The sequence below is a fragment of the Pseudoalteromonas sp. C12FD-1 genome (genome assembly GCF_037414265.1).
Taxonomy (GTDB): domain Bacteria; phylum Pseudomonadota; class Gammaproteobacteria; order Enterobacterales; family Alteromonadaceae; genus Pseudoalteromonas.
This window is the reverse complement of the sequence record NZ_JBBEVD010000037.1, coordinates 215,296-240,793: the sequence shown is the minus strand read 5'-3', so window position 1 is coordinate 240,793 and position 25,498 is coordinate 215,296. Positions and strand designations below refer to the sequence as shown.

Annotated in this window: 19 protein-coding genes; 6 read left to right on the top strand and 13 right to left on the bottom strand. The window is 41.6% G+C overall.

The genetic code is table 11. The features are described 5' to 3' along the window. The first annotated feature begins 164 nt into the window (after positions 1-164). From WDB87_RS03535 to WDB87_RS03525, 3 genes are all read left to right on the top strand, one after another. Positions 165-1,631: a carbon starvation CstA family protein gene (locus tag WDB87_RS03535; RefSeq protein WP_286248960.1), complete on the top strand. Its 1,467-nt coding sequence runs from the start codon at positions 165-167 to the stop codon at positions 1,629-1,631. 79 nt (positions 1,632-1,710) lie between these two features. Further along, positions 1,711-2,403: a cupin domain-containing protein gene (locus WDB87_RS03530; RefSeq protein WP_337849056.1), complete on the top strand. Its 693-nt coding sequence runs from the start codon at positions 1,711-1,713 to the stop codon at positions 2,401-2,403. Positions 2,404-2,628: 225 nt separating this feature from the next. Continuing rightward, a complete protein-coding gene (locus WDB87_RS03525; protein WP_337849055.1) occupies positions 2,629-3,009 on the top strand; it encodes an STAS/SEC14 domain-containing protein in 381 nt (126 codons plus the stop codon). Positions 3,010-3,077: 68 nt separating this feature from the next. Here WDB87_RS03525 and WDB87_RS03520 read toward each other — a convergent pair whose 3' ends face one another. The 3 genes from WDB87_RS03520 to WDB87_RS03510 all read right to left on the bottom strand — a co-directional run bounded on the left by WDB87_RS03520 (position 3,078) and on the right by WDB87_RS03510 (position 7,909). Continuing rightward, a complete protein-coding gene (locus WDB87_RS03520) occupies positions 3,078-4,025 on the bottom strand; it encodes a carbohydrate kinase family protein (RefSeq protein ID WP_337849054.1) in 948 nt (315 codons plus the stop codon). 111 nt (positions 4,026-4,136) lie between these two features. Further along, positions 4,137-6,527 (bottom strand): TonB-dependent receptor, encoded by a 2,391-nt coding sequence (locus WDB87_RS03515; RefSeq protein ID WP_337849053.1) that lies wholly within the window; start codon positions 6,525-6,527, stop codon positions 4,137-4,139. 164 nt (positions 6,528-6,691) lie between these two features. Next, positions 6,692-7,909 carry an MFS transporter gene (locus WDB87_RS03510; RefSeq protein ID WP_286248965.1) on the bottom strand — a complete coding sequence of 406 codons (1,218 nt, stop codon included), beginning with the start codon at positions 7,907-7,909 and terminating at the stop codon, positions 6,692-6,694. Positions 7,910-8,082: 173 nt separating this feature from the next. On the opposite strand from WDB87_RS03510, the gene gtfA reads away from it, so the two are divergent. Further along, the gene (gtfA, locus tag WDB87_RS03505; RefSeq protein ID WP_337849052.1) at positions 8,083-9,555 is read left to right on the top strand and encodes a sucrose phosphorylase; all 1,473 of its coding nucleotides are present in this window, start codon (positions 8,083-8,085) and stop codon (positions 9,553-9,555) included. Positions 9,556-9,628: 73 nt separating this feature from the next. Here the strand turns inward: gtfA and WDB87_RS03500 are convergent, their stop codons facing one another. Both WDB87_RS03500 and WDB87_RS03495 read right to left on the bottom strand, forming a co-directional pair. Continuing rightward, positions 9,629-10,660 carry a LacI family DNA-binding transcriptional regulator gene (locus tag WDB87_RS03500; RefSeq protein WP_054981726.1) on the bottom strand — a complete coding sequence of 344 codons (1,032 nt, stop codon included), beginning with the start codon at positions 10,658-10,660 and terminating at the stop codon, positions 9,629-9,631. A 79-nt stretch (positions 10,661-10,739) separates the two neighbouring features. Further along, positions 10,740-10,940 carry a helix-turn-helix domain-containing protein gene (locus WDB87_RS03495; protein ID WP_337849090.1) on the bottom strand — a complete coding sequence of 67 codons (201 nt, stop codon included), beginning with the start codon at positions 10,938-10,940 and terminating at the stop codon, positions 10,740-10,742. A gap of 303 nt (positions 10,941-11,243) precedes the next feature. On the opposite strand from WDB87_RS03495, the gene WDB87_RS03490 reads away from it, so the two are divergent. Together WDB87_RS03490 and WDB87_RS03485 are read left to right on the top strand one after the other, a co-directional pair. Next, positions 11,244-12,350: a PIN domain-containing protein gene (locus tag WDB87_RS03490; protein ID WP_286248967.1), complete on the top strand. Its 1,107-nt coding sequence runs from the start codon at positions 11,244-11,246 to the stop codon at positions 12,348-12,350. 483 nt (positions 12,351-12,833) lie between these two features. After that, a complete protein-coding gene (locus WDB87_RS03485) occupies positions 12,834-13,133 on the top strand; it encodes a hypothetical protein (RefSeq protein ID WP_286248968.1) in 300 nt (99 codons plus the stop codon). Between the two features lie 359 nt (positions 13,134-13,492). Here the strand turns inward: WDB87_RS03485 and WDB87_RS03480 are convergent, their stop codons facing one another. From WDB87_RS03480 to WDB87_RS03445, 8 genes are all read right to left on the bottom strand, one after another. Then, the gene (locus WDB87_RS03480) at positions 13,493-16,426 is read right to left on the bottom strand and encodes a TonB-dependent receptor (protein WP_337849051.1); all 2,934 of its coding nucleotides are present in this window, start codon (positions 16,424-16,426) and stop codon (positions 13,493-13,495) included. A gap of 66 nt (positions 16,427-16,492) precedes the next feature. Further along, positions 16,493-19,153 (bottom strand): family 16 glycosylhydrolase, encoded by a 2,661-nt coding sequence (locus WDB87_RS03475; RefSeq protein WP_337849050.1) that lies wholly within the window; start codon positions 19,151-19,153, stop codon positions 16,493-16,495. A 404-nt stretch (positions 19,154-19,557) separates the two neighbouring features. Then, positions 19,558-20,349, bottom strand: coding sequence for a sterol desaturase family protein (locus tag WDB87_RS03470; RefSeq protein ID WP_337849049.1), 792 nt, complete (start codon positions 20,347-20,349; stop codon positions 19,558-19,560). Further along, entirely contained in the window at positions 20,342-20,986 is a 645-nt protein-coding gene (locus tag WDB87_RS03465; RefSeq protein ID WP_337849048.1) for a CDP-alcohol phosphatidyltransferase family protein, read from the bottom strand. Before WDB87_RS03465 ends, WDB87_RS03470 begins: the two co-directional genes overlap by 8 nt. A gap of 29 nt (positions 20,987-21,015) precedes the next feature. After that, on the bottom strand, positions 21,016-21,654 hold the full coding sequence (locus WDB87_RS03460; protein ID WP_337849047.1) for an ATP-binding cassette domain-containing protein: 639 nt from the start codon (positions 21,652-21,654) through the stop codon (positions 21,016-21,018). 22 nt (positions 21,655-21,676) lie between these two features. Further along, the gene (locus WDB87_RS03455; RefSeq protein ID WP_337849046.1) at positions 21,677-23,431 is read right to left on the bottom strand and encodes an ABC transporter permease; all 1,755 of its coding nucleotides are present in this window, start codon (positions 23,429-23,431) and stop codon (positions 21,677-21,679) included. Continuing rightward, entirely contained in the window at positions 23,428-24,705 is a 1,278-nt protein-coding gene (locus WDB87_RS03450) for an ABC transporter substrate-binding protein (RefSeq protein ID WP_286248982.1), read from the bottom strand. Before WDB87_RS03450 ends, WDB87_RS03455 begins: the two co-directional genes overlap by 4 nt. Beyond that, positions 24,692-25,498 carry a DUF547 domain-containing protein gene (locus WDB87_RS03445; RefSeq protein WP_286248984.1) on the bottom strand — a complete coding sequence of 269 codons (807 nt, stop codon included), beginning with the start codon at positions 25,496-25,498 and terminating at the stop codon, positions 24,692-24,694. Before WDB87_RS03445 ends, WDB87_RS03450 begins: the two co-directional genes overlap by 14 nt.

Here is a 25,498-nt window from a genome sequence, read left to right as displayed (position 1 = left end):
TAAGTGTTGAGCAAGGTGCATAAAAAGTGGCTGGTGTATTAGCTATTCGTCTTATAGCGGGGGAATTAATACTTTGTTAATGTTCGTCGATTATTCACGGATTGAAAAGGCGGAGCGGAAATTACACGCTCTATACTCCAAATACAAAAAGAGAAACGTGCTTTATGATCATCTTTTTTATCTGCATCACAATTTTAATACTGGGATATAAGTTTTATAGCCCATTTGTTGAAAAACAAGCAGGTATGGATACAACAGTTGATACACCGCAAAAACGCTTTAGCGAAGGTGTTGACTATGTAGCCATTCACCCTGTGCGTGCATTTTTAATTCAGTTTTTAAATATTGCCGGCGTAGGCCCAATATTTGGCCCAATTTTAGGTGCGCTTTACGGCCCAGTTGCCTTAGTTTGGATTGTGCTAGGTAACGTATTAGGCGGTGCAGTACACGACTTCTTCTCGGGTGTGATGAGCATTAAAGAAGATGGTAAAAGCTTACCAGAAATAGCAGGGCACTATTACAACGTTGTATTTAAAGGCTTTATGCTAATATTTACAGCCATGCTGTTATTTTTTGTAGGCGTTGTATTTATTATGAGCCCAGCGGGCTTATTGAGTAACCTAGATGTGTTTGAAGGCACTTTTTTAGCTAACAATACATTTTGGGTTTTGGCTATTTTAGCGTACTACTTTTTAGCAACGTTACTGCCAATTGATAAAATTATTACTAAATTTTACCCATTATTTGGCTTATTAATGATAGTAATGACCACGCTAATAGCCGGTGCGTTATTACTCGATGCGCCACACTTGCCGGTAGCAGGCGACTTTTTAGCGTACTTTGAAGCAGACCACGCGCACGACTTTTTAGAGCCAAACCCAGATGGCCTACCAACATGGCCGTTACTATTTATTACCATTACTTGTGGTGCCATTAGTGGTTTCCACTCTACCCAAGCGCCTATTATTGCCCGCTGTTTAACAAACGAAAAATACGTACGCCCAGTCTATTATGGCGCAATGATGTGTGAAGGCATTGTAGGTTGTGTATGGGCACTTGCGGGTATTGCTGCATTCCCAGAAGGTTACGCTGGCTTAAAAGCATTGCTTGACCAAGGTGGCCCAGGTTTAGTGGTTAACCATGTAGCAAATAGTTACTTAGGCGTAATGGGTGGTATTATGGCCATTATTGCTGTTGCGGTGTTCCCTATTACCTCTGGCGATACGGCGTTCCGTTCACTGCGTTTAACCGTGGTTGATGCGTTTAATATTCCGCAAAGCTTACGTAATCGCTTATTACTGGCCGTGCCTATTTTAACGATTGCCTTTTTTATGACTAAATTAGATTTCTCAGTGATTTGGCGCTACTTTGCATTTTCAAACATGCTGCTTTCAACAAGCGTACTATGGCTTGCTACTAAGTACTTGTTTGATAGACGTGCCTTTCATTGGATCACCAGCGTACCTGCTGTAATTGCAACAGGCGTTACTATCTCGTATATAATGACCGCTGCAATTGGCTTTAACTTATCTGCTGATTTAGGTAAACCAATTGGTGCTGCTGTAGTAATTATTGGCTTAATTGCATTAGTGTTTGTACACTCTAAACATAAAAAGTTAGATGTAGCATAACAGCTTAAAAATTTAAGAAAGCGAGCTTACTTAGCTCGCTTTTTTTATGCGTATAAAAGCAAAACTAAAGGGTGTAAAGATGAAAATAGCTGCCGATTTTACCCAGCGTGTCGTTGTTCATAGTGAGCAGCTTGATTGGATCCCTTCGCCAATGAACGGAGTTGATAGGCGCCCACTTGATAGAGTAGGCGCAGAAGTAGCCCGCGCTACAAGCATTGTGCGCTATGCACCCTGGAGCGAGTTTTCGCCTCATGTGCATACAGGCGGCGAAGAGTTTTTAGTACTAGAAGGCGTATTTCAAGACGAACATGGGGATTTTCCCCAAGGCTCTTATATTCGTAACCCACCGCAATCAAAGCACAAACCAGGCTCCGATGAAGGCTGCATAATATTTGTAAAGCTTTGGCAATTTCAGCCACAAGATAGAACCCACGTACGCCTTCAAACACAGCACATGGGCAGCGTGACGCACCCTGTATTTAAAGGGCTTGCCATTACACCGCTTTATAAAGATGAGGTTGAAGACGTGAGCCTATTGCATTTTGAAGCCGGTGCTAACATGCAAATTAGTGCAAACGGGGGGGCTGAGTTACTCGTGCTTGAAGGCGAGGTAACTGAGCAATCAGACGTATTAGTAAAACACAGCTGGTTAAGGCTGCCTGTGAATAGTGAGCTTAATATAACCGCTGGAAAGCAAGGTGCAAAAGTGTGGCTAAAATTAGGCCATTTAACCGATGTAGATAAGCAAATAGCGCGTGTGCAAAGTGCTTAACAATTACCATTATTTAGCAGTTTTGTTTGATTTAGTTCAGTACTAATTAACTTAATTCGGTGTAGTTTTATAGTTTAACTCAGTAAGTGATGGGTATTTTTGGGGTTTTTATTTTTTAAAGGGAATAATTTCACTTTATAGGCTTTAATTAACTCCAACTTTCGTTATTAAATCCACTCACACAGGCTGTAAATAACATAAGCGCACCCGATTAAGGAGAGCTGCATGGTACACACAACACATGGTTTATCTATTGGTATTGAACGCGCAGGCCGAGAATTCTTTTTAAAATTAAAAGCAGTGGGTACACTCACTCACGAAGACTATAAAGTCATTACCCCCATGATCGACTCAGCGCTTGGCGAGGTTAAACACCCTATAGCAAATGTGCTTATTGATGCCAGCGAACTAGATGGCTGGGAGCTTCGCGCCGCGTGGGATGATTTAAAGCTTGGCGTAAGGCACTCAAAAGAATTTAATAAAATTGCTATTTATGGCAATCAAGAATGGCAAGCCCGCATGGCTAAAATAGGCAACTGGTTTATTTCAGGCGAGGTGCAATACTACGAAAACGCCACCGCCGCCATAGATTGGCTAGATGAATAATTAAATAATAAAAAACGCTCACAAGAGCGTTTTTTATTATTTAAAGCAACTTACACTCTACTCAAGAGTTATATTACATCAGCTAGCACTGGTAATGCCGGAAATGCCCCCTTAGCTAAACAGGCTTTAGAGCCACATTGAAGGGCAAATTGGAGGGCGTTTTTTATGCTGGTTTCATCATTTAACTTATCTGCTAGTGATAAATCACTCCCTAAGTTATTTAAATAGTATAAAGCCCCCGCTATAAAGGCATCGCCCGCGCTTGTTGTATCTACTGCGTTTATTTTTGGTGCCGATTCGTTAAGTATAAATGCGCTGTGGTAAACCGTAGCAGGCTCAGGCCCGTCGGTTAAAAATACCAGTTTTACTCCGGTATTTAATAATGTTTGAATGTAATCGTCGCCCGTTGTTTCGCTATGCAGCGCTAAAAAATTAAGTTCATCGCGCGAAAGCTTAACTATGTCGCAATAGGTATAACAGGCTTGTACATTGCTTGCTATATCATGGGTGTTTTCCCACAAGCTATAGCGTAAATTTACGTCAAAGCTGACGAGCTTGTTATGTGTTTTAGCAAGTTCTAGCGCTTTAAGTGTTGTATTGGCAATTACTGGGTCGGTTAGGGTGTTTGAGCAAAAGTGCAGGGTACTTATGTTTTGCCAATTTATTTGCGCTAAATGCGCTTGGGTTAAAAGTACATCGGCTGTGTTGTGGCGGTAAAAGCCAAAACTGCGCTCGCCTGTTTCATCAAGGCTTACTATTACCATGGCGGTTTGTGAGCCAGTAATGGTAAATAAATAGTCTGTATTTACATTGTATTGAGCCAATGCATTACTTAATTGATTGGCAAAATGATCGTCACCTTTACCACCACAAAATGCAGCCTCACCGCCAAGTTTTGCATAGCCAACAGCAACATTAGCAGGTGCACCACCAGGGATGGGTAAGTACGCTGAGTTATGAGCATCTTGAGGCAGCATATCAATTAATAGCTCGCCTAAGCACAGGAGTTTGGTCATTTGGAATATCCTAAAAAACCCAGCAAACCTGGGCTAAAACATGAAGGGGGTTATTTATTCGTACTTTAAAAGGCGCTACAGCGATGACTCACTGCAGCGCAATACACACAATTAGTTAAAAGCGTATTTTAAAGTAACCGACGTAGTACGGCCGTTAATTGTACGGGCACGAATAATGTCGTTTTCAGGTACTGATCCTTCTTCGGCTTCTGTAATACCAACTGTATCGAATAAGTTATTTACATTAAGCGCAAGGTTTAAGTTTTCTGATAAGTCGTAACTCACAAACGCATTCACTTGCGTGTAGCCGTCAAACTTAAGGTCGTTGTTATCTTGAGCGTAAGCATCGGTTGTACCAATAAAGCTTACACCTGCCGCGCCTTTATCGTAGCTGTAACGCGCCATTAGTGAGTAAATTAAATCCGCTTGGCGACGTGGTGTGTTACCTACAACTTCAGGAGTTAGCGCATCTTTTGCAATTTCAGCATCGGTCCAAGTAAAGCTACCTCTAAAGTCCCATGCATCCATAAAGTAAGTTGATTCAACCTCAATCCCTTTTGCTTCGTATTCACGGTCGAAAAAGGTTTGCGATGTTGCTTCAAAGTTTTGCTCTTCTGTTTCTGCGTAAAAGGCTGTTGCAAATACCGAGAACGAATCAAAGCGTTTTTTCACACCAATCTCAAATTGGTTTACTTCATCTACTGCATCTTCATCGGCTACGCTTCCGTCGCTGCGTACTTTACCAAATAATAAACGGTCTGCATTGGCACGTCCGCCCTTACTAATACGTGCAAACGTAGCAAGGCTTGGGTCAATTTGGTAGTTAGCACCTACAGAATAAGATGAGTAGCTCCAATCGTAATTTACTGGGCTTGCGTTAGCTGTATCAATACCTGCTACGTTTTGCTCAGGAATAGAAATAGTGCCATCGCGATTCATATCTACTGTTGAGGTTATGGCACCTGCGTAATTACCGCGTGCTTCACCGCTGTCGTAGCGGGCGCTGGCATCAATGCTTACGTCGCCAAGCTTTGTTGAAAACGCAACATAAGGGGCACGAGTATCGTACTCTGTGTCGTAATCGCGCTGACAACAGTTACCCCAGTAAGGTGTGCCATAAGCATATAAACCATTTTCTGAATATTCAGTGCCATCGGCAGCGGTTACATTTAAAAGCGCTGCGTTGTCGCCTTTAAGCTCCATTAAGTACGAGTTCCATAACCACGACATTGCAATATTTTGCGTAGAGGCAAAGTAACCAAAGGTTAGGCTAGTGTCATCACTAAACGATTTAGTTAGTTTGAAGTCGTTAACAATTGAGCCAAAGTCGTTAAGCGTTACATCAAAGGTGTGAATACGCATGGCAAGGTCATCGTTAAAGGCTGCACCGGTATTTGCGTTGCTAAGTGTTGCGCCAACACCGCCAATACTTTGTGCAATAGATGAGGCACTGCCTACCTCTGCAGGGATTAGCGAGTTGAAGTTGCCACTAATTGATGATTTACGAAAACGGTTTTCGATACGCCAATCGTTATCTAAATCAAATACGGCTTCAAAGCCTACCGCATCTACTTTAGGGTTCATGCCATCGCGTAAGTCGCCACTGCTAATTTGGTTTTCGCCATTTAGGCGCACTGTTTTAGTGAACAAGGCTGAATGCGGTGTATCTGATTGTGCATCAAACCCAGCAATAGAATCACCGTTTGAGTACATAGGCATAGGTAAATAGCCTACGCTTTTGTCGTCTAGGTGCTTGTAGTAAAGGCGTACGTAGCCGTTTTCAAAATCTTTAGTCAGGTTAGCTTTAATTTGGCCACCTTTGTTTGACGTGTAGCCAGTTTCGCGTGGGCCTTCGCCTTGACGCACAAAACCACCTACATGAAAACGTACGCTGTCGGTTAAATAGGTGCCGTATTCAAAATCGGTGCGAACACTGTCGTAATCAAGGCCAACAGTAGTAGATACGCTGCCCGATTCGTTTTCGCCATTTTTAGAAATAAAGTTAATAATGCCGCCAGGCGCATTACTTGCCGAGGTAGAGGCAGAGCCACCACGAATTGATTCGATTGTTTGTACTGTGTTATCAAGGCGCATAAAAATATCGGCGTTACCAAAGGCAACATCACCAAACTGCATTACAGGCAGACCATCTTCTTGCAGTTGTAAAAACTTAGCCCCACCCGATGCTACAGGTAAACCACGAACAGCAATGTTAGCGTTACCTTCACCACCTGTTGATTCGGCGCGAACACCCGGAATAATTCTAAATGCTTCAGCCGTTGAGCGAGGTGTAGACACCTCTACTTGTTCAAGCGATAAACTACTTACTGATGAGCTCGACGCCATAATGGTTGTGCGGCGAGGAACGCCGGTAACAACAATTGTTTCAAGCCCTTGGTTAGCTTGCACTTTGGTTTCTTGCTCGTCTTGTGCATGAACGCCTTGGCTTACTGCAAGTGCTAAGGCACTGATTAAATATAAAGGTGTGTGGTGTGTTGTCATGTTAACGCCTCATTGTGTTGTGTGAGTTTGTTATTTTTACTTAATCGATTAAGTAAAAATAACAAAGTTTTTACAATAAGCAAATTATTTTTGTGTGTAATTTGCTCTTATTTTATTTTTGTATTGATTTTAATGGTGTTTTTTATACTGGCTTGAGCAGCCATTTATGCATTTTTAGTTAATGCTTTTGCCGCAGGGTCGCGGTAAAAGTTATAAAGCATGGCTAAAAACAATATCACAGCAAAGCCTGTTGCTAAGTAAAAACCGTAGCGTACATGGCCAAAGTAATCACTTATTACGCCCATAAATAAAGGTGCCAGCGCGGCCGAAAGCGCAGTAAAAAATAAAATTACACCCGCTACTGCACCATGTTGCGCAACAGGAAAGCACGATATACCTTTAGAGTTTAAAGTAGGGTAAACCATCGACATAAACAAACCTGAAAGCGGAAGCAAGCCTACCGCCCAATCAACACCGCCTACCAAAGTGCCCACATAACATAGCGCTATGCCTAAACTTAAATAAGCCATAACTCCTTGCCAGCTAAAGTGATTTAAAAGCCATACAGCAAAAAAACGTCCAGCAGCACGCAACACAAAAAATATAGTAAGTGCGTAGGTAGCAAGTAACGGCCAAGAGCCTGTGTAATCTTTTAAAAGTGTTGGCATCCACACGTAAATGGCAACTTCGGTGGCCACATACAAGGCAATTGCTAGTGAAAAACCAAGAGCATAAGGGTTTTTAATCATTTTCATGGTGGTGGCGAGCGAGGCTGGCTTTTCTGTGCTTTTAACAACGCTAGGGTAGTCGGCGCGCCAAGCCATTAACGCTAAAATTAAGCACATAACACCGGCAATAATATAAAGGTAAGTCCAACTTACGTTTTGAGTAAGCAGTACGCCTACCAGCGCAGGGCCAACTATAGCGCCAATTCCAAAAAAACCTTCTACTTTATTCATGGTTTTGGTGTGCTCTGCGTTACTCGCTGATATATCGCCAAGTAGCGCTAATGCGCCCGTTTTAAATAAACCTATGGCTAAACCTATACAGCAAAGCAAAATTAAAAATACCGAAAAGCTATTGCTTAAAGCGAATAAAAAACAGCTGCCCGAAAAAATAAGTAAGCCCAGCATTATGGTTTGTTTGCGACCTAGGCTGTCGGCTAAAAAACCTAAAAATAAGCCGCTAAAGGCAATCAGTGCCATAGGTGCGTAATGAAAAGCACTGGCTTGGGTCATGCTTAAACCAAAATCTGTGATTAACTCGGGGATGATCATACCTACCGCATCAGAGGTCATCGCAAACATAAAAAACATCATGTAAGTGAGTATTCGTATTCGCTGCATTGGGTCGCTTTGCGTGTGTGTGTTTAAATTTGTCATGTGATTTTTCCTCGTTATGGCTCAAGTTATAGTAATAACTCAATCACTTACTATGGTTAGTATTACGTGAGCCACAACTTTTGTATGTAAAATATTTAAAAATTACTTGTAAAATTGTACGTGCTAGTTAAAGATATATCTTAATCGATTAAGTTTCAACACGGTAATCACACATGATGAAGAATAAAGTTCAATTGATCACATACGCTGATCGAATCACAGGGCAAGATGTAAACGCACTTACTACGCTTTTAAATGGCCAACTTAAGGGCGTTTTTGGTGGTGTACACCTTTTGCCGTTTTATAATCCTATTGACGGAAGCGATGCGGGTTTTGACCCGATTGATCACAGCGAAGTAGATTCTCGCATTGGTACATGGAGCGATATTCAAGCACTGGGTGAAAACCACGACTTAATGGCTGATTTAATCGTTAACCATGTATCGGCGCAGTCTTATCAGTTTCAAGATGTGCTAGCAAAAGGTAAGCAATCAGAGTTTTGGGATTTGTTTTTAACAAAAGACGATGTATTCCCAAATGGAATGAGCGAGCAAGAGCAGCAAGCTATTTATCGCCCGCGCCCAGGGAGCTGTTTTACACCAATGCAGTGTGGCGACGGTCAAACGTATGACTTTTGGACCACGTTTACCGATAACCAAATTGATATAAACGTAAAAGTTGAAGCGGGTATAGCGTATTTAAATAACGTATTAACTAAGTTTTCTGAAAATAACGTAAATATTATTCGTTTAGATGCAGCGGGTTACGCAATTAAACAAGCCGGTACAAATTGTTTTATGCTAGACGAAACCTTTGGCTACCTAGATAACTTGTCAAAGCAAGCAAACGAGCTTGGCATGGAAACCATTGCTGAAATTCATAGCCACTACCAAACACAAGTAGAAGTAGCAAAGCGTGTAAACATGGTTTACGACTTTGCATTACCGCCACTTATTTTACATAGCTTATTTAATAACGATGTAGAAGCATTACTTAAATGGTTAGCTATTTCACCACGCAATTGTTTAACCGTTCTAGATACGCACGACGGCATAGGCATTATTGATGCAGGCCCAATGGGCGACAAGCCAGGTCTTTTAAATGCACAGCAAATAGATACCCTTGTAGAAACCATGCATGCCAACAGTAACAACCAAAGCCGCCAAGCTACGGGTGCTGCTGCCAGTAACGTTGATTTATACCAAGTAAACTGTACGTATTACAATGCATTAGGTGCTAACGACTTAGATTATTTGATTTCGCGTGCCATACAGTTTTTTGCACCCGGTGTGCCGCAAGTGTACTACGGTGGTTTATTTGCCTGCGAAAACGATATGGATTTGCTTGCACGTACCAATGTGGGCCGTGATATTAACCGCCCGTATTTAAATACTGAAACAATTGAGCACGCGCTTAATAAACCTGTAGTAAAAGGTTTAATAGAGCTCATTAAATTACGTAATGAACACCCCGCTTTTGAAGGAGAGTTTAGTGCTCACGGTACACAGGGAATATGTTGTTTAACGTGGCAACTAGAAGATAAGTCTATTGCATTAAGTGTTAATTTTAAAACGCGAGACGCGCTTATTACTCAAGTAAACGGTGATGAAGAAACAACGATAAGATTAAACGCATTGTTAGTCTAAAAGGCCATTAAAACATAAAAGCCGAGCTCAAAAGCTTGGCTTTTGTTTACCCTGTCCTTTTTAACATAACCTATTAACCGCTTGCGCCAATATCTAGCTCGTAACTTACATCACATATTTTTTCTTCTTTTGATATAAATAGTTCGGCGGCCATTACGCCTTTTTCTTGGCTGTTTTGATGAATAGTGGTTAGGCGCGGCACAAAGCGAGCGGCTTCATCTATTCCGTCAAAGCCGACAATACGCAGTTCTTCACCTATTTTTATACCTTGTTTTATCGCTTCTCGCATGGTGGCAAGGGCTATTAAATCACTCATACAAATTATAACGTTAGGGCGAGGGGAGGCACTTAACACCTCTTTGGCGGCAATGTTAGCAAAACGCTCGCTGCTTTCGGGTATATTCCAAATACGGTCATCAGCTACTGTAATATTTGCCTCACTTAAAGCACGTTGATAACCCCGTAAACGTTGGTGCGAAATAGATTGCCCCGTTTCAAATTCGTGATGCTCGTATACGCGGCATAACACGTTTTCATCAAGTAACCTTAAGCCTAAAATAGCGACTTTATCGCTTTGATTTTTTAAAACATGCTTGGCTATTTCGTAACTTGCTTGCTCGTTATTAATATTTACAGAGGCATTGCGGGCTATATCAAAATCAATAGTGACCACATGTTTAGAGACCGTTTTTAACTGCTCTACTAATGCGTTATTACGAGGGCGGCCATAACAAATAAAGCCATCAACAAAGTCGACCACGCTGTTAAGGTTATCGCTATTTCCTGAAAACAATAAAACATTAATGCCGTTTTTTTCAAGCACCGAGGTTACACCCCGCATAAAGCTACTGGCCACAGGGTCCGACACCATATATTCCACACTATCGGGCAGCACTAACGCTACAATATTAAACGTACCACTGCGAAGCGATTGCGCGGCTTTATTGGGCCCGTAATAGCCCAAGGTTTTGCACGCTGCAAGAATATCGTCTCGGCGTTTAGCCGATAGCTGATCAGGGCGATTAAACGCATTAGAGACTGTTGCGTTAGATACACCTAACTCTTTAGCAATACTTTTTAGGGTCCAGCGGGTTTGCTTACTCATACCAATTCTTTACTCAATACTCATGTTAATAAACTAACATATTCAGGGCGTTAGCAAAGTAAAAAATAAGGTTTTAGCCTTAATGCCGGCACTCTTTAGGCGCAATGCCAAAGGTTTGTTTAAATACACGACTAAAGTGGCTCGCGCTATTAAACCCAACATCAAAGCACACTTGGCTAATTGTATGGCCTTGCAGTAATTGATTGCGGGCTTTTTTACTTAGGGGCTTACAACGCCACTGTAGGCTTGTTGTAATATATAAGCACAATACCAGCCGTATTCAAAACGTTAAACCTAAGCGTTTTAAATAACTCATCATTGCGTTAAAAAAGCGGGTTGTATGATACTAACTTTTTATACAAAGCGGCTCTAAAAATGTGCAGTGATTTATGCATTGTCGGATATTACTGATCTCCCCCATTTGGGTGCATTACAGCATTAACGGAGATTTCTTTGTAGTTAACTAATTGTTTACAGGAGGTTATTTGCTGGCTAAGATAAATGCATTGTAATATAGGGACATTTGTCGGTTTATAAAACGACAAATGTCGTAGACAAAGTTGTTATATCACTAAGGAAGCTCATGAGCACTGAATTAGAAAGTAGATTGGTATTTGTTGATACTTCAGCATATGAAAGTAAAAACTACCAATTTAATGAGCATGCCTTAGGCAAGCTTTGTGACTTTCTTGAATCTGAAAGACTTCACCTCCTTATTACACAAATTACGATCAATGAAATAAAAGCTCATTTATTATCAAAGGCAGAAGAATCGGCAAGGGCTATAAAGAAAATACAAAAAGAAGCTATGTTCTTAAGAAATACACCTGAACTAGCTTGTCACGGAATTTTTGAGAAAGTACAAGCCAAAGATATTTATAAAATTGCTTTAGAAAAATTTGAAGAGTTTCTTGATAAGAGCTCAGCTGAAATTGTAGATATAAAAAATGTAGATGCCTCAATTGTTTTCGATAAATACTTTAAGTCAGAACCTCCATTTGGAGGAGCAAATAAAAAATCTGAATTTCCTGACGCATTTGTGCTCGAAGCTGTAGGCAAAGTAAGCAAGGATCGAGGACATACTCTATATGTCATCAGTGATGACGGCGATATGGAAAAATATGCTGACACTTTAGATAACTTGATTCATTTAAAGAGAGTTGATGACCTTTTAGATTTAGTTGTTAGGAAAGAAGAAGAATTAAAAGAGCCAGTAAAATTTGCAGACAGTATTTTTGAACAGCTAGAAGAAAATTTAATTGAAAGCGCTAGAGAGATAATTAGCTCATCAGAATTTTACTCAGATGAAGCAAATGAGTTCGATGATGAAATTTACCAAATTGATATTGAGTCTGTTTGTATAAACCACAAAAACATAATTTCGGTTTCAGATGAAAATGTTGAGTATGAAATTGATTTTGAAATAGTTTTAAAAGCTCACTATTCAATTGCGGATTACGATCGCTCACCATGGGATCCTGAAGATAAAGTTTACATGTTTGTCCTGCATAACGATATTGTGAAAAAGCACACTGAAGTATTTTCTGCCTATGTAAATATTGATTACATGGACGGTATTAGAGCAAACGCAGAAGTTTCAGAGTTAGACTTTACTGATTCTGCATTTGAACTAAATGAAGAGAATAGTGAAACGATTAGTGTCAAATATTTAGATTTAAGTGGTGAATAAGCTGAAAATTTCAGCTTGGTGCTGCCGTGATATAACAAGTTGCTTAAACGGACAAAAAACAGTTGGCTTTTGCTCGTTCCTCGCTAATTTTAGCCAACAATTTTATTGCCGCTTAGCAAAGCGTTGGTGCTCTAGATAGTATGCAGAATATAAATCCATGGCTTTGGTCAGCTTTTGTTTTATCTCTTTCAGGAATCTTTTTTAGGTGGGTGTTTGATAATACGTTTGTGAGCTTTTTTCTTGCCGTATTGCTAGCTTTAGCGATAGTACCTTTAGTTAAAAAAATTCAGAGAAAGAATTAACAAGACGCCTATCCAAATTTGTATTTTTCGAAGCCTAGATTCTAATAGGTTAAATAAAGTAGGTGTCATCATAATTTGTTTTTTTGGGTACAAACTAATTGCCTTAAAACATAAAACTATATAACTTATTATAGTGGATACGTTTTATAAAAGTCATTTTATTTATTAGCAGGAAAGCCGAATGAACAATAAAATACTCAAATCATCTACCGCTACGTATCAAAGTGGTGTTGCAAAAGCCGATGGTAAATTTTATGTAACGCAAGGTGAGGTACGTTTTGAACCATACAATGAAAGTGCTGGTTTAGGGCCTTATACTTTTACACGAAGCGCAATTGTTAAAATTGAAAAATCAGCTGGGACAGGTGCAGGAATTTTACCACTAACAAGCGATGCAATAACAATCACTTTAGATAATGAAGATACTTATGATTTTATCATAGCAAACCCTGATGAATGGATTGGTATACTCAAGCATTAAACAATCACTAAAGCTGGCATTTAGGCATAATTATTTTAAGTGTGTGCTAAGTTAAACGGCATCAATAGTGTCCAGTTTTAACGATTAAAAAACTACAATATTAAAATTTAATAGACACCCATCCTAAATTTTGCACTTTTCTAAGTTAGCGACTAGCTTTCGTTAAATGCAAAAAATGCTTAGTTGAAACAAAATACAATCACTGTATTTTGCGCTATATGGGCCGGGGATTTTTACAAGCCCGATGTGGCTTATAACGACATTGATTGTACAACCAATGTGTTGCTTGAGCAAATAAAAGCGTTATAAAAAAGCCGCTTGTTTCAACAAGCGGCTTAACTTTCTAACTAGGGTTTAGTTTAAAATGTGTAACGGGCACCCACTGAGTAACGTGGGCCGTACTGATTAGCAAATAAGAATTGCTCTTCGTAGCGTCCGTAGCCTTCTTCGGTGGCATTATTTAAGTTTATGCCATCAAAAAATACCGTTACGTTTTCGTTTACATCGTAGTTAACGCTCATATCCCACTGGCCATACGCTTTAGCATATTGCGGTGGCGCGTCGGCTGAGCCTTGTGCTTGGCCTACACCAATTAGGTACGAGTCGCGCCATGCGTACGTAATTTTGATTGATAGGCCGTCTTTTTCGTAAAAGCCTTGAAAGTTAGCAGAGTCACTTAAACCCGTAAGCGGAGCTTGTTGATCAAGGCTTTCGCTATCAAATTCTACATCGCCATCTACAAACGTGGCATTAACACCTACACCAAAGCCGGTTTCGCCAATTAAGTGCTGAACAGCCACTTCAAAACCATCTACCGATTTGCTGTCGGTGTTTTGTGGTTGGCTTATGTTCCATACCATAAGTGGGTCATCGCTATTTGGCTCAATGACGCCATTCGCATTGCCATAACCATTGCTAATCATTTGCGCAAAAATAGCATCGGTGGTTGCTTGCTCGCCGCGCGATTCAATATCGCTAACAGCTTGTAAGTAACGCGGGCCGTTTAAAATGTCGTATAGGCCTTCAATCGTGGTTTGCGTAATAGTGGTTTGAATAAAGTTATCTACGTCTTTTTTAAAGTAACCAACAGAGGCGTAGCTGCCTTCTGCGTAGTAATACTCTAATGATAAGTCGAGATTGGTTGATTCAAACGGCAATAAATTTGTATTGCCTTGGCTACCGGTACGCGAACCAGGTTTTGGGCTGCCTGTTAAGCTACGGCCACCGGCTAAATCACCCAGTGGTGCACGCGACATAGTTTTACCCCATGAAACACGGGCTACAACGTCTTCGGTTAAATCAACACTTACATCGATTGACGGTAATAATATGTCGTAATCGCCTTGCTGCTCAAGGAAGTTATCATCGCCGCCGGCTGCATATTGCATTATCCACTCTGAGGCGCTGATCCAGTTTACTTGTTCTTCAACACGTTGGCGTACTGTGCTGGTTACATCTGTTTGCTCGTAGCGCAGGCCAGCGTTTACTTTTACGTAGTAATCGCTTACATCAAACTCCCAGCTTGATTGAATATAAAAGCTGTTTGTAATTTCTTCTACGTAGCTTTCGCTATCAATACCATCCATGTAAGCATTGGCTGCGTATGCATCGCCACCGGTTACATCAGAGGTTAAGTAAGCCATTTGGCGAGCCACTGCTTCGTCAAAATCGTAGGTGTAGTAGTAACCTGGTTGTAAGTTGCTGCCGCCGCCATCAAATTGATCTAAAAGGCCCGACGTATCGTGGCGAGTAAACATGCTATCTGGGAATATTTCTGTGTACGATGGGTTAAAACCAGGGCCGCCCACTAAGCCACTCCATGCAGTATAACCGCCGGTGTTTTGCTCAGTGCGTGATGCACCAAATTTTACTTTAACTAGGCCAATATCAAAGTTTTCGTTGTACCAAGTGGTATGTAATTGTAATTGCTCAATGTTAGATTCACCCGGTGAGTGCGTAAATTGGCTAAAGTTAGAGTCAATTTCGCCTGGCGTTAATTCGCTTGTGCCGTTTAACCAGTTAACTTGAGCACTTGGGATTTCGCCTGTGCGGTAATCGTAAATTTTGTTTGCTAGCTGATCAGAGCCTAAAATCACTTGGCCGGTACTGCCTAGCCCGTCATCGGCGCCGTTATCTGTTTCATTTTTAGAGTCATGGTAATCAAGCTCTACGTGCCACGTGTCGTTAATTTCCCACTCTAGGTTTAAACCAATAGAGCGTGCTTTTACTTCTGTGGTGCCTTTGTTGGCTGTAAACGAGGCATCGTTACCGCTAATATCGGCATAAACAGCGGTGCCGTTTTCATCAAGCTCGTAGCCATTAATATTGCTACCAAAGTCGTTCCAAATACCCCAACCAATACTTTCAGAGCCCGTAACAGCTTTACTTGCTGTGTAATCTAAGGTGGCTACAAAGCCATCAACCGGTTCAAATTGAAAAGTAACTTGGCCGTTAGTACGTTCACGCTCTACATCTTCAATAGAGTAGTTCATGTCTTTAGGGAAGTAGTAGTTACCTGATGAGTCAGTACGGTTATCAACAACGTTACTGCTATCTAATTCAGGTAAATCAACATTGGCTTGCCAACCTTGGATATTGGCGCGTTGTTTTTGAAAGTCGCGTTCTTGATGCGAAAACGAAAAACCAAAACCAAATCTGTCATCTGCAAATGTGTTGCTATAAACAGCAGAAAGCTCAGGCGTTACATCATCACCGGCTTCGTTTGATGAGTCGTGATTTGCTTTAACCGTGGCTGAAAAATTTTGACCTGGCTTTTGAAAAGGGCGCGCAGTAGAAATATTAACTGTTGCACCTAAACCACCGCTTGGTACATCGGCGCGCGCTGTTTTAAATACTTCTAGCGCGCTTACGCCTTCAGAGGCAATGTTTTCAAGGTTGTACGAACGCGTATAACCTGTGCCTGGCATTTGGCGGCCGTTTAGCGTAATTAAGTTAAACTCTGGGCCAAAACCACGTACGGTAATTTGGCTACCTTCACCGTTTGCTCGGCTCACCGATACACCGGTAATGCGTTGTAATGATTCTGCTAAATTGGTATCTGGAAATTTCCCCATTTCTTCTGCTGAAATGGCATCTACCACGCCAGATGAATCACGTTTCATATCCATAGAACGAATAAGTGAACCACGAATACCTTTTACTTCAATAACTTCTACATCAGGAGATGCTGCAGTGTCTGCCTCGGCAGCAATGGCCGTATTTAACGTGCTTGCAGCAATGATAAGAGACACAGAAGCCGCAAGTTGGCTCTTTTTAAAATTGAATGTGTTCATAATAGCTCTGCTTTATAAAATGTTGTTGTGTAGCAATAGGCGCCATGCGCCTATTGTAGTGTGTTTTTATGGATTCGCGATAATCACGTTATCTATGCGGTATAGTGCGCCGTTGCCCATATCCCACGTAGGAAATACCATGAGCACGTTTATAGCGCTAATATCTAAGCCCGCATCAAATAGTTGCCCAATAGGGAAGGTGTATGTTTGCCACTCGCCTGTAACAGGTGTTTGCCCTTCATTGCTTTGCGTTAATGCCAGCTCTACTGCGCTTGAAGCGCCAATTGATTCAATTTTAAATAACCATTGTGCATCCACGTTTGAGGGTGCTGTTATTACTTTTAAATCAAACTGTACAACGCCATTTTCTAATAGGGCTGATGCATCAAACGATACGTCTTCATCGGCTAAAAAGCCCATTACAGTAGGTGTTGCACCAATGCTAAATTGAGCCACTGCGCCGTGCTGATCATCGTCGGTTTCTGTAGTAGGTGTTGAACCACCACAGCAATCCCATATGCTCCACTGATCGGCGACTGTATCTGTAAATACGTTTAGCTCACCAGAGGCAACGGGCGCTGCATTAGGGTTGTAAATTTTAACATTATCTACACGGTAAACCGCGCCTTCACCTGCGCCCCATGCCGGAAAAATCATAAGTACATCAATTGCACTTACATCAAGGCCTGCACCTGCGAGATCTGATAACTTAAATGTATAAGTTTGCCACTCGCCAGTCACTGGCGCTTCACCTTCAACACTTTGCGTTAGTTCAAGTTCTGCAAATGAAGTTGCACCATTTGCTTCTACTTTAAATAACCACGCAGTTGACGGGTCGCTAGGGGTAGATGTTACTTTTAAGTCAAACTGTATAACGCCTTCATCTAAAATGCTGCTTGCATCAAATGACTCACCTGCACCACCTACTTCAACACGGCTGTTAAAGCCCATTACTGTAGGCTCTGCACCAATACTAAATTCAGCGGTTACACCGTGCGCTTCATCATCTACCACTTCGATAGGCGTTGAGCCACCACAACAGTCCCACATTGGCCATGCTAGGTTTTGCTCATCTTCAAAAATAGTCAGCTCTGGTGATGCGCCTAGGTTGTCTTGTGTAATTTCAACGTCGTCAATTAAAAAGGTTGCGCCTTCGCCCGTGCCCCATTCAGGAAATACCATAAGTACGTCAATTGCGCTGATATCTAAATCTAAGTCAGCAAGGTCAGAAAGTAAAAACGTATAGGTTTGCCACTGACCTACTATAGGTGCTTGGCCTTCAACGCTACTTGTAAGCGGCATATCAGCATCGGTTGAGGCTTCTGTGCTTTCAAGTTTTACAAACCAAGGTGTGTCTGGCACGCTTGGTGCGCTGGTTACTTTCATTTTAAAGCGTACGTAGCCTTCTTCTAGCATAGGTGATGCATCAAAAGGTGTTGCAGCGCCGTTTTCGTCAGTAATAAACGCATCGCGGCTAATAAAACCAACCACTGTAGGCTCACTGCCTATTGTAAATTCAACAACGTCGCCTTGCTCTTCATCACTTACAATTGCAGGTGTAGAGCCACCACAACAATCCCATGCTGGCCAGTTAGGGTTAAAGCTATCGCCAAAAATAGTTAAAGGGGTCGCAATACCGGTAGATGGCGGGCTAGGAATAGGCGCTTCACCTTCAAGTAGGGCATCGTCTAGGCTGTCGTAACCTGGGCGAATAGTTTCACAGCCTTTGCCGGTATCTGGGTTTGATGCACATTGATAAACGCGCACGTAATCAATTGCAAAAGTTTGACCGTTTTCAAATGCGCTGGCATCGATACCTAACTCATTTACATTTTCTGGCCAGTCGCCGCCTACGGCTAAATTTAACAATAAGTGAAAGTCTTTATCGTAAGGCGCGCTGTCCCAATGGGTTTCAAGCTCGCCAGAACCTTGTTCAAAATACTCGGCAAACCAACCGCGATGTTTCAAACCTGCCGCTTCGCCTTTGGAATTATATAATACTTCTGATTGGCGCTGTGTGGCATATAGGTAGCCATCAACGTACCAGCGTATTTCACCTTCTTGCCACTCTACTGCGTAAGTATGAAAGTCATCTGCCGGGTTAGTATCTTCAGGAAATTTGTACTCTTGGCCTGTGTAGCTGTTATCTGGCCATGCGCGGCCATAGTGCAATGTGCCATGAATGCTTGATTCAACACCGCCATCCTCATCAGCGGTTTTTAGGTTTACTGATTCTAAAACATCAATTTCGCCAGAACGTGGCCATGTACCGTATTCTTCATCGGTTGGTAGCATCCAAAACGCAGGCCAGCTGCCTTGACCCGAAGGGAGCTTTGCACGTACTTCAAAGCGGCCATAAGTAAAATCAGCATTGTAACGGGTATTTAAACGCGCAGACGTGTATAGCTTTTCAGCGCCTTCTTCTGCAGGTAGGGCAACAATGTTAAGCACACCGTCTTGTATAAAGGCGTTTTCTTCGCTGTCGGTGTAACATTGCTTTTCGTTGTTACCACCGCCATCGCAGTTTAATTCAAAGTTCCACTTGTTAGTATCAATGGTTGAGTCTTCAAACTCGTCGCTCCATACTAACTGCCAATCTGAAACTGGCTCAGAAGCGTCGATATTTTCAAAATTAGATGTTGTGGCAGAGTCGCCACCACAGCCAGCTAAAGACGCTAACGAAATAGCAGCCAGTAAGCGAGCAATGTGTGTTTTTTCAATGTTCATAGCTGAACCCCGGTTTCACAGATTGTTGTCAGAATGTGTGTTTATACTTATTTAAAAGAACTCTATTTATTCATTGTAAGCGCTTACATTTTATATGTGTTTTTGTAAGCGCTTACAAATAATATTGCGCAGCAAGTAAATGGTCAACATATTTGTTTATTATATTTACATTTAGTTTACGGTAAGACCAGTTTACCAAATTGAGTTTTTAATAGAATAGTGTGTAAAATTAGTGGTTTAAAATTTCTTGGTAGGTTTTTTAATTAGCTAATATGCAACATTTTAAAGCGCGATAAGCTGAGCTAGCATGTCGCTATCTGGGTTTTTAATCGGTACATTTATAAGATTCTAACGTGTTATTTTGCCAGCTTATGGCGTATAAGCTGGTGCTATATAGCACCAGGCTATTTATTTTTAAAAGGCATGATTAGCAAGCCCCACAGCGAGGCGTTTTGCTGCGGGTTAGGGTATTCTTTTAAGCCTATATCTATATCGTTATCGGCTTTTTGCGCTTCATTTTTGTAACTGCCAAATAGTTTGTCCCACCATATAAGGCTAAATCCGTAGTTTGAATTGGTTTCGCTCACGCGTTGGCTATGATGAATACGATGCAGTATTTGGGTCATTAAAACTAATCGAAGTGGTTTTTCTATTGCTTGTGGCAAGCGTATATTTGCATGATTAAATAATGCTAAACCATTAAGTGCTATTTCAAATATTAATACTGCAATAGCGGGTACACCTAAAGCGGTTACGGCAATCAATTTTATAAGTATGCTGAGTACAATTTCGATAGGGTGAAAACGCAAACCTGTGCTGGTATCTACATGGGCATCGGCGTGGTGTACACGGTGCAAGCGCCACAAAATAGGCACCTGATGAAAAAGCCGGTGCTGCCAATAAATAAGTATATCAAGCAGTAACATGCTTAAAATAATAGCAACAATACTTGGTGTGGCTATTTGATTAAATAAACCAATACCGTGCTCTTGGTTATAAAGCGCTACGGCGGTTAAGCCTATGGGCACACTTAAGCGGGCAATTAGTGATGAAGCAAACACGAGTCCAAAATTAGCAAACCATCGGGTGTTGTTTTTTATAGGCGATTTACGCGCAGGCATACGCGATTCTAGCAGCATCATAATAACCAAAATGCTAAAAAAGAACCCTAAACGCCACCAAATTTCATTACTCATTGGCTTGTGTAACCTCATCAGCTTCTTGGCGTTTTAACGTATTATAACCACCATGTATACGTGTAAAAATAGTAATAGCGCACGCAGTAGCAAAAATACTTGCCATTATGGCAAAGTGCTGCGGCCAAATACAAAAGGCAATAAACAACGCTATGGTTTCTGTGCCTTCGGTTAAACCATTTAAATAGTAAAAGCTTTTGTATTTAAACTGGGGTTTTTCGAGCTTAAATTTTTCGGCGGCTATGGCAAAGGCTAAAAAGCTTGAGCCAGTGCCTATAAAGGTGGCCAGTAATATGCTACCTGCAATGGCGTTTTGCTCTGGGTTTGCCAAAATAAAGCCAAGCGGAATTGCCGCGTAAAATAAAAAGTCGAGGGTAATATCTAAAAAACCGCCAGCGCTTGAACTTAAATTTGCATGGCGTGCCAATGCGCCATCTAGCCCATCTAAAATACGATTTAAAGCAATAGCCGTCAACGCTGCGTACCACATTTCAAACGCAATTAATGGCACAGCTAATAGCCCTATTAAAAAGCCTGCCACAGTAAGTTGATCGGGCGTTATACCGCGCTTGTGCATTAATGCTACAACAGGGGTTAACAGTGGCTTTATTACCGGTGTGATGTATTTGTCTAACATGCTTGGTGCCTTGTACTTTTTGTGTGTATTTATTTGGCTAAATGTAAGGTGACCAGTTTGCCGTTTGCAGCCTCTGCATCGCTATGATCGTGGGTTACCATAATAGCGGGCAATTTATGCTCACGTATTTGGCTAAATACCAGCTCGCGCGTATCTACTCTTAACTGGGTGTCGAGCTTGCTAAAGGGCTCATCAAGCAAAATAGCTTTTGGCTCGCTTAATAGCATACGCAGTAAAGCAACGCGGGCTTGTTGCCCACCAGAGAGATTGTCGGGGTGGCGATTAGCCATGCCTTTTAATCCCACTTGTTCAAGCGCGTGCTCTATTTTTTCAAGGCGCTGTTTTTTATTGCCTTTAGGCATAGCAAAGGCAATGTTACCACTTACCGATAAATGCGAAAATAATAACGCATCTTGATAAAGCACACCTATGTGGCGTAAATGTGCGGGCAAGTTATTAATATTTTCACCGTTAAGCCACACTTCGCCATTTGCCCTAAAACCAGCGGGTAATGTGCCGGTAAGCCAATTTAATAAACTTGATTTACCACTGCCTGATGGCCCCATAATAGTAAGTATTTCGCCGCCTTTTACCAGCTCGTTTAAGCTTAGTAATTGCTGGTTTTGACGATAAAGCTGACAATTTTTAATCTCTAAAGATGACTGCATTAAAAACCTTTTAATTTATGGGTTAGCGATGGGCGCTTTTAAAAAAGTACTTTGGTAACACCCACGCCAGTATAAAGCCTATGAGTGGCAATGCCATTTGCATAATGGCATACACCGCACTGGTACGCCTACTTGCGCCATTAGCAAGGGTAACCGCTTCAGTTGTTATGGTTGCAATGCGTCCGCCACCGGCTAAAAGTGTAGGTAAATATTGGCCAAAACTAATGGCCAAACCAAGTGCCGCCGCAATTAAAATAGGGGCAAATAACTGGGGTAATTTTACGTGTAAAAACACTTTGCAGGGCGTTGCGCCAAGGCTTGCTGCTACATGAGCAAAGCGAGGGTCTAATCGTCTATAACTGCTCGCAAGCGATAAAAACACATACGGTAGTACAAACAATAAATGGGTAAATACCACATTTAAAAACGCCGCTTGGTTATTTACTAGTTGTTGCAGCCACACTAGGCCAAATAAAAACGCAATACTTGGTACAAGCAGCGGTAAATAAATAATTAAGCTGGTAAAGCGCGACATAGGTTTTGCACTTAACTGCTCTGACTCTAAGCATAAAAGCGTAATAATAATGGCAAATAACGTAGTAACTAGCCCTATAGCAAGGGTATTAAAAAGCGGGTTTTGCATTTGCATTAGCGCACTTTTAAAGTGAAGTAGCGTGAGCTGCTCGGGCAGTGCCGCCGGAAAACGCCAAAATCCGGCAACCGACCACATAATTAAGCCAATTAATGAAAGCAAAATAAAGCCAATTACAAATACTGTTAATACGGTTGTTATTTTTTGCCAATAAACACCGCCATATTCTCGCTCGCCATTGGTGAGTAAATCACTAAATAATGCTTTTATGGTTTTTTCGCCGCCAAGCCAAAGAGCGAGTAAACCACCAGTAAGTACAAACTGTAATAATGCCCCTGCAGAGGCTTTAATGCGCAGATTTAAATCTACATCGTTAAACCAATGCATAATAGCGACAGCCAAGGTGGGTGGTGTATTTGGCCCCAGAATAAGTGGCATTTCTACACTTGCACTGGCATAAGCCAATACGGCTAAAATGGGTAGGCGCAATAATGGGTAAAGGCTTGGCAGTATCACTTTAAAAAAAGCAGTCATAGGGCAGTAGCCTAAATTAAGCGCTACTTTATGTTGTTGGCGCAGTTTTTTGCCAAGCTCAGGTTGGGCAAGCACACCTAGCGCCATTAACAGTAAAAAAGGCAGCTCTTTAAGGGTTAAGCCTAAAATTATACTAATACCAAACGCGTCATGCGGAAACATGCCGTTAGGGGCAAGTTCCCATCCACTAAACCAAGGCGATACTAACCGCGAGATCATACCCGAAGGGGCTATTAAAAAACCTACGGCTATAGCGGCTGCTGCGTGGGGTATTACCAGTATTGGGCTCAGTAAACGCTGAATACGGTTAAGCCACGGGCTATTAAAAAATGCCGCTAAAATCATTAACGTAATGAAAAAGGCAAGTAAGGTGCTTATTAATCCGGTGCCAACACTTAGCATAACCATGTGCGTAAGGCCGGGTGTTTGCATAAGCATAGTAAAGCCATGTAGGCCAAGTGTTGTATGTTCAAGTACCGGCGCATAGCCAAAAGCGGGTAATAGCACGCTAATTAGGCCGCCTATTACCGGTAAAATTAGCAATGCCAGTAAAAAGCGTGGGCTTAATTTAACTAATTTACTAAACATATCGGCGCTTTTATGTGGTTTAAGCGCTGGGCTTGCTGCTAACTTATTTGAAACAACACTCATTGGCTTACTCCATAACGCGCTTGCCAACCTTGCATAATCGCGCTTACCCAGCTTGGGTGTGGCTCACTTAGTGTGCGTTTAATACTATTTAAAGGCAGCGCGCTTGGATGTGGTTGCGTTGTTTTAAATAAGGCTTGTTGCTGTGGTGTTAGCGTTGATTGAATAAGTACACTTTTATCGCCCCATATAGGCGCTTTTTGTTTTTGAGCTTGCGCCTCTGGGCTTAATAAAAAATTAGCCACTAACTGCGCACCTTGCTGGTGGCTTGCATTATAAGGAATAGCCACAAAGTGGGTGTTACTTAAACTGCCATCTTGCATTGCATAACTGCGAATACTTTTTGGTAAATCATAACGTTTAACGGCGGCGGGTACTTCGGGCGCTGAAAACGTAAACGCGATGCTTAGCTCGGTGTCGCCTACTAAACGGCGCATTTGCGCACCACTTTGCATAAAATGACTGCCATCGCGCCAAAGTGTTGGGTGCAGTTTATTTAAAAAATCCCATAATGGGCTTAATACTTGGGCTGTATTTTGTGCTGTAGCAGGCTGATTTAACTGCGCTTTAAGTGTATCATCACTTTGTTGATGTAGCATAACAAGCGCGTATTTTAAAAAGCTCATGCCTAAAAAGTCAGGCGGTTTGGGGTAGCTAAAACGCCCCGGATTTTTTGTGCTCCAGCTAAGCAATTGGTTTAAGGTTGTTGGTAACGTGTTATTTGCAGTGCCGTCAATTGCTAAACTGTCGTAATAAAAGGTGAGCGATGCTTGGCCCCAAGGTGCTTCCATTCCATTAGTGGGTATTCCAAAATCAAAATTAACCGCAGGGTTATTACTAGGGTCGGTGTAGCTAAAATTAGGCAGCTTATTAGCCCATTGTTTAAGTAATAATGAGTGCTCGCTCATGGTGGCAAAGTTAGCACCGTTTATCCAAATTAAATCTACGCTGCCTTTATCGTTATTGTTTGCTGATTTTTCGGCCAGTACCCGGCTTACTGCTTCGCTGGTATCACTTAGCTTTACATGTACTAAATTTATGTTGTATTTGGTTTTTACTTGCTGCGCAGCCCATTGAATATACGCATTTATTTGCGCATCACCACCCCAGGCATAAAAATAGACGCTTTGGTTTTTGCCTAAGCTTTCAATTTGCTGCCAACGGCTTTGTAATTGTGTACTTGCTAGGCTTTTAAAGCTAATAACAAGGCAAATGCAAAACGCGACACAGCACACGCTGTATCGCGATAATGTTTGCCAACATTTATTGGCGAGCATTTAAATCCCAGTTGTAGTCTAAAAATTTCACTTTCATGTCGTTATTTTTAAGCGCTTTTTGCTGAGCGGGTATCAGCTTTAGTGCTTTTGGATATAGCAAAAAAAACTGCTGCAGCGTGTTTGCGCCTTTAAAGCCTTGTTCAAAATCATCGCCGTACCACTTAAATATTGAAGACACACTTAGCGTGTTATCTTGCGCTATGTTACGGGTCATGTCTGATAAAAAACGCACCGTTTGCGCTTGCAATTGGCTTTCTAAATCAGTGGCTGTGTAGGCTTCTTCACGTAGTGCTGGGCAGCCAATACTTGCGCAATTTACAGCAAAGTGAATACGTGGGTCGTTGTATTTACCACTGCCACGTATTAAACCATGCTCTATATCATCAAGGCTGCGAGTTTTACCAAGTAATGGTACAAACTCTTTGCTCCATGGTGAGCTAAAAAAACTGCCTAAATCTTTAATTGATTTAAGGTTTGGGTATTTTGTTAATATAAGCTCAACAGTAAAGGCGTTATACGCGTTGATTAAAAACGCCAGCTGTTTAGGTTTTTCCCATGTATCAAACTCATTTTGCGTAACCGCCGATAACGAATCTAAATAGGTTTTAAGCTCGCTGTGCTTAGCTTTAATTGCAGCGTAATCAACTTCTGTGCTGTGGCCATGGTTAATAGCTACAACATGGTTGTTTAATAATGTATTCCAGCTGTCGTGTATGTTTTGAGCGTTGCTTGCAAACGATGTTGCAAACAAAGCCGACCCTAACAATAGTGCTTTTAAAGGTGTTTTAAACAT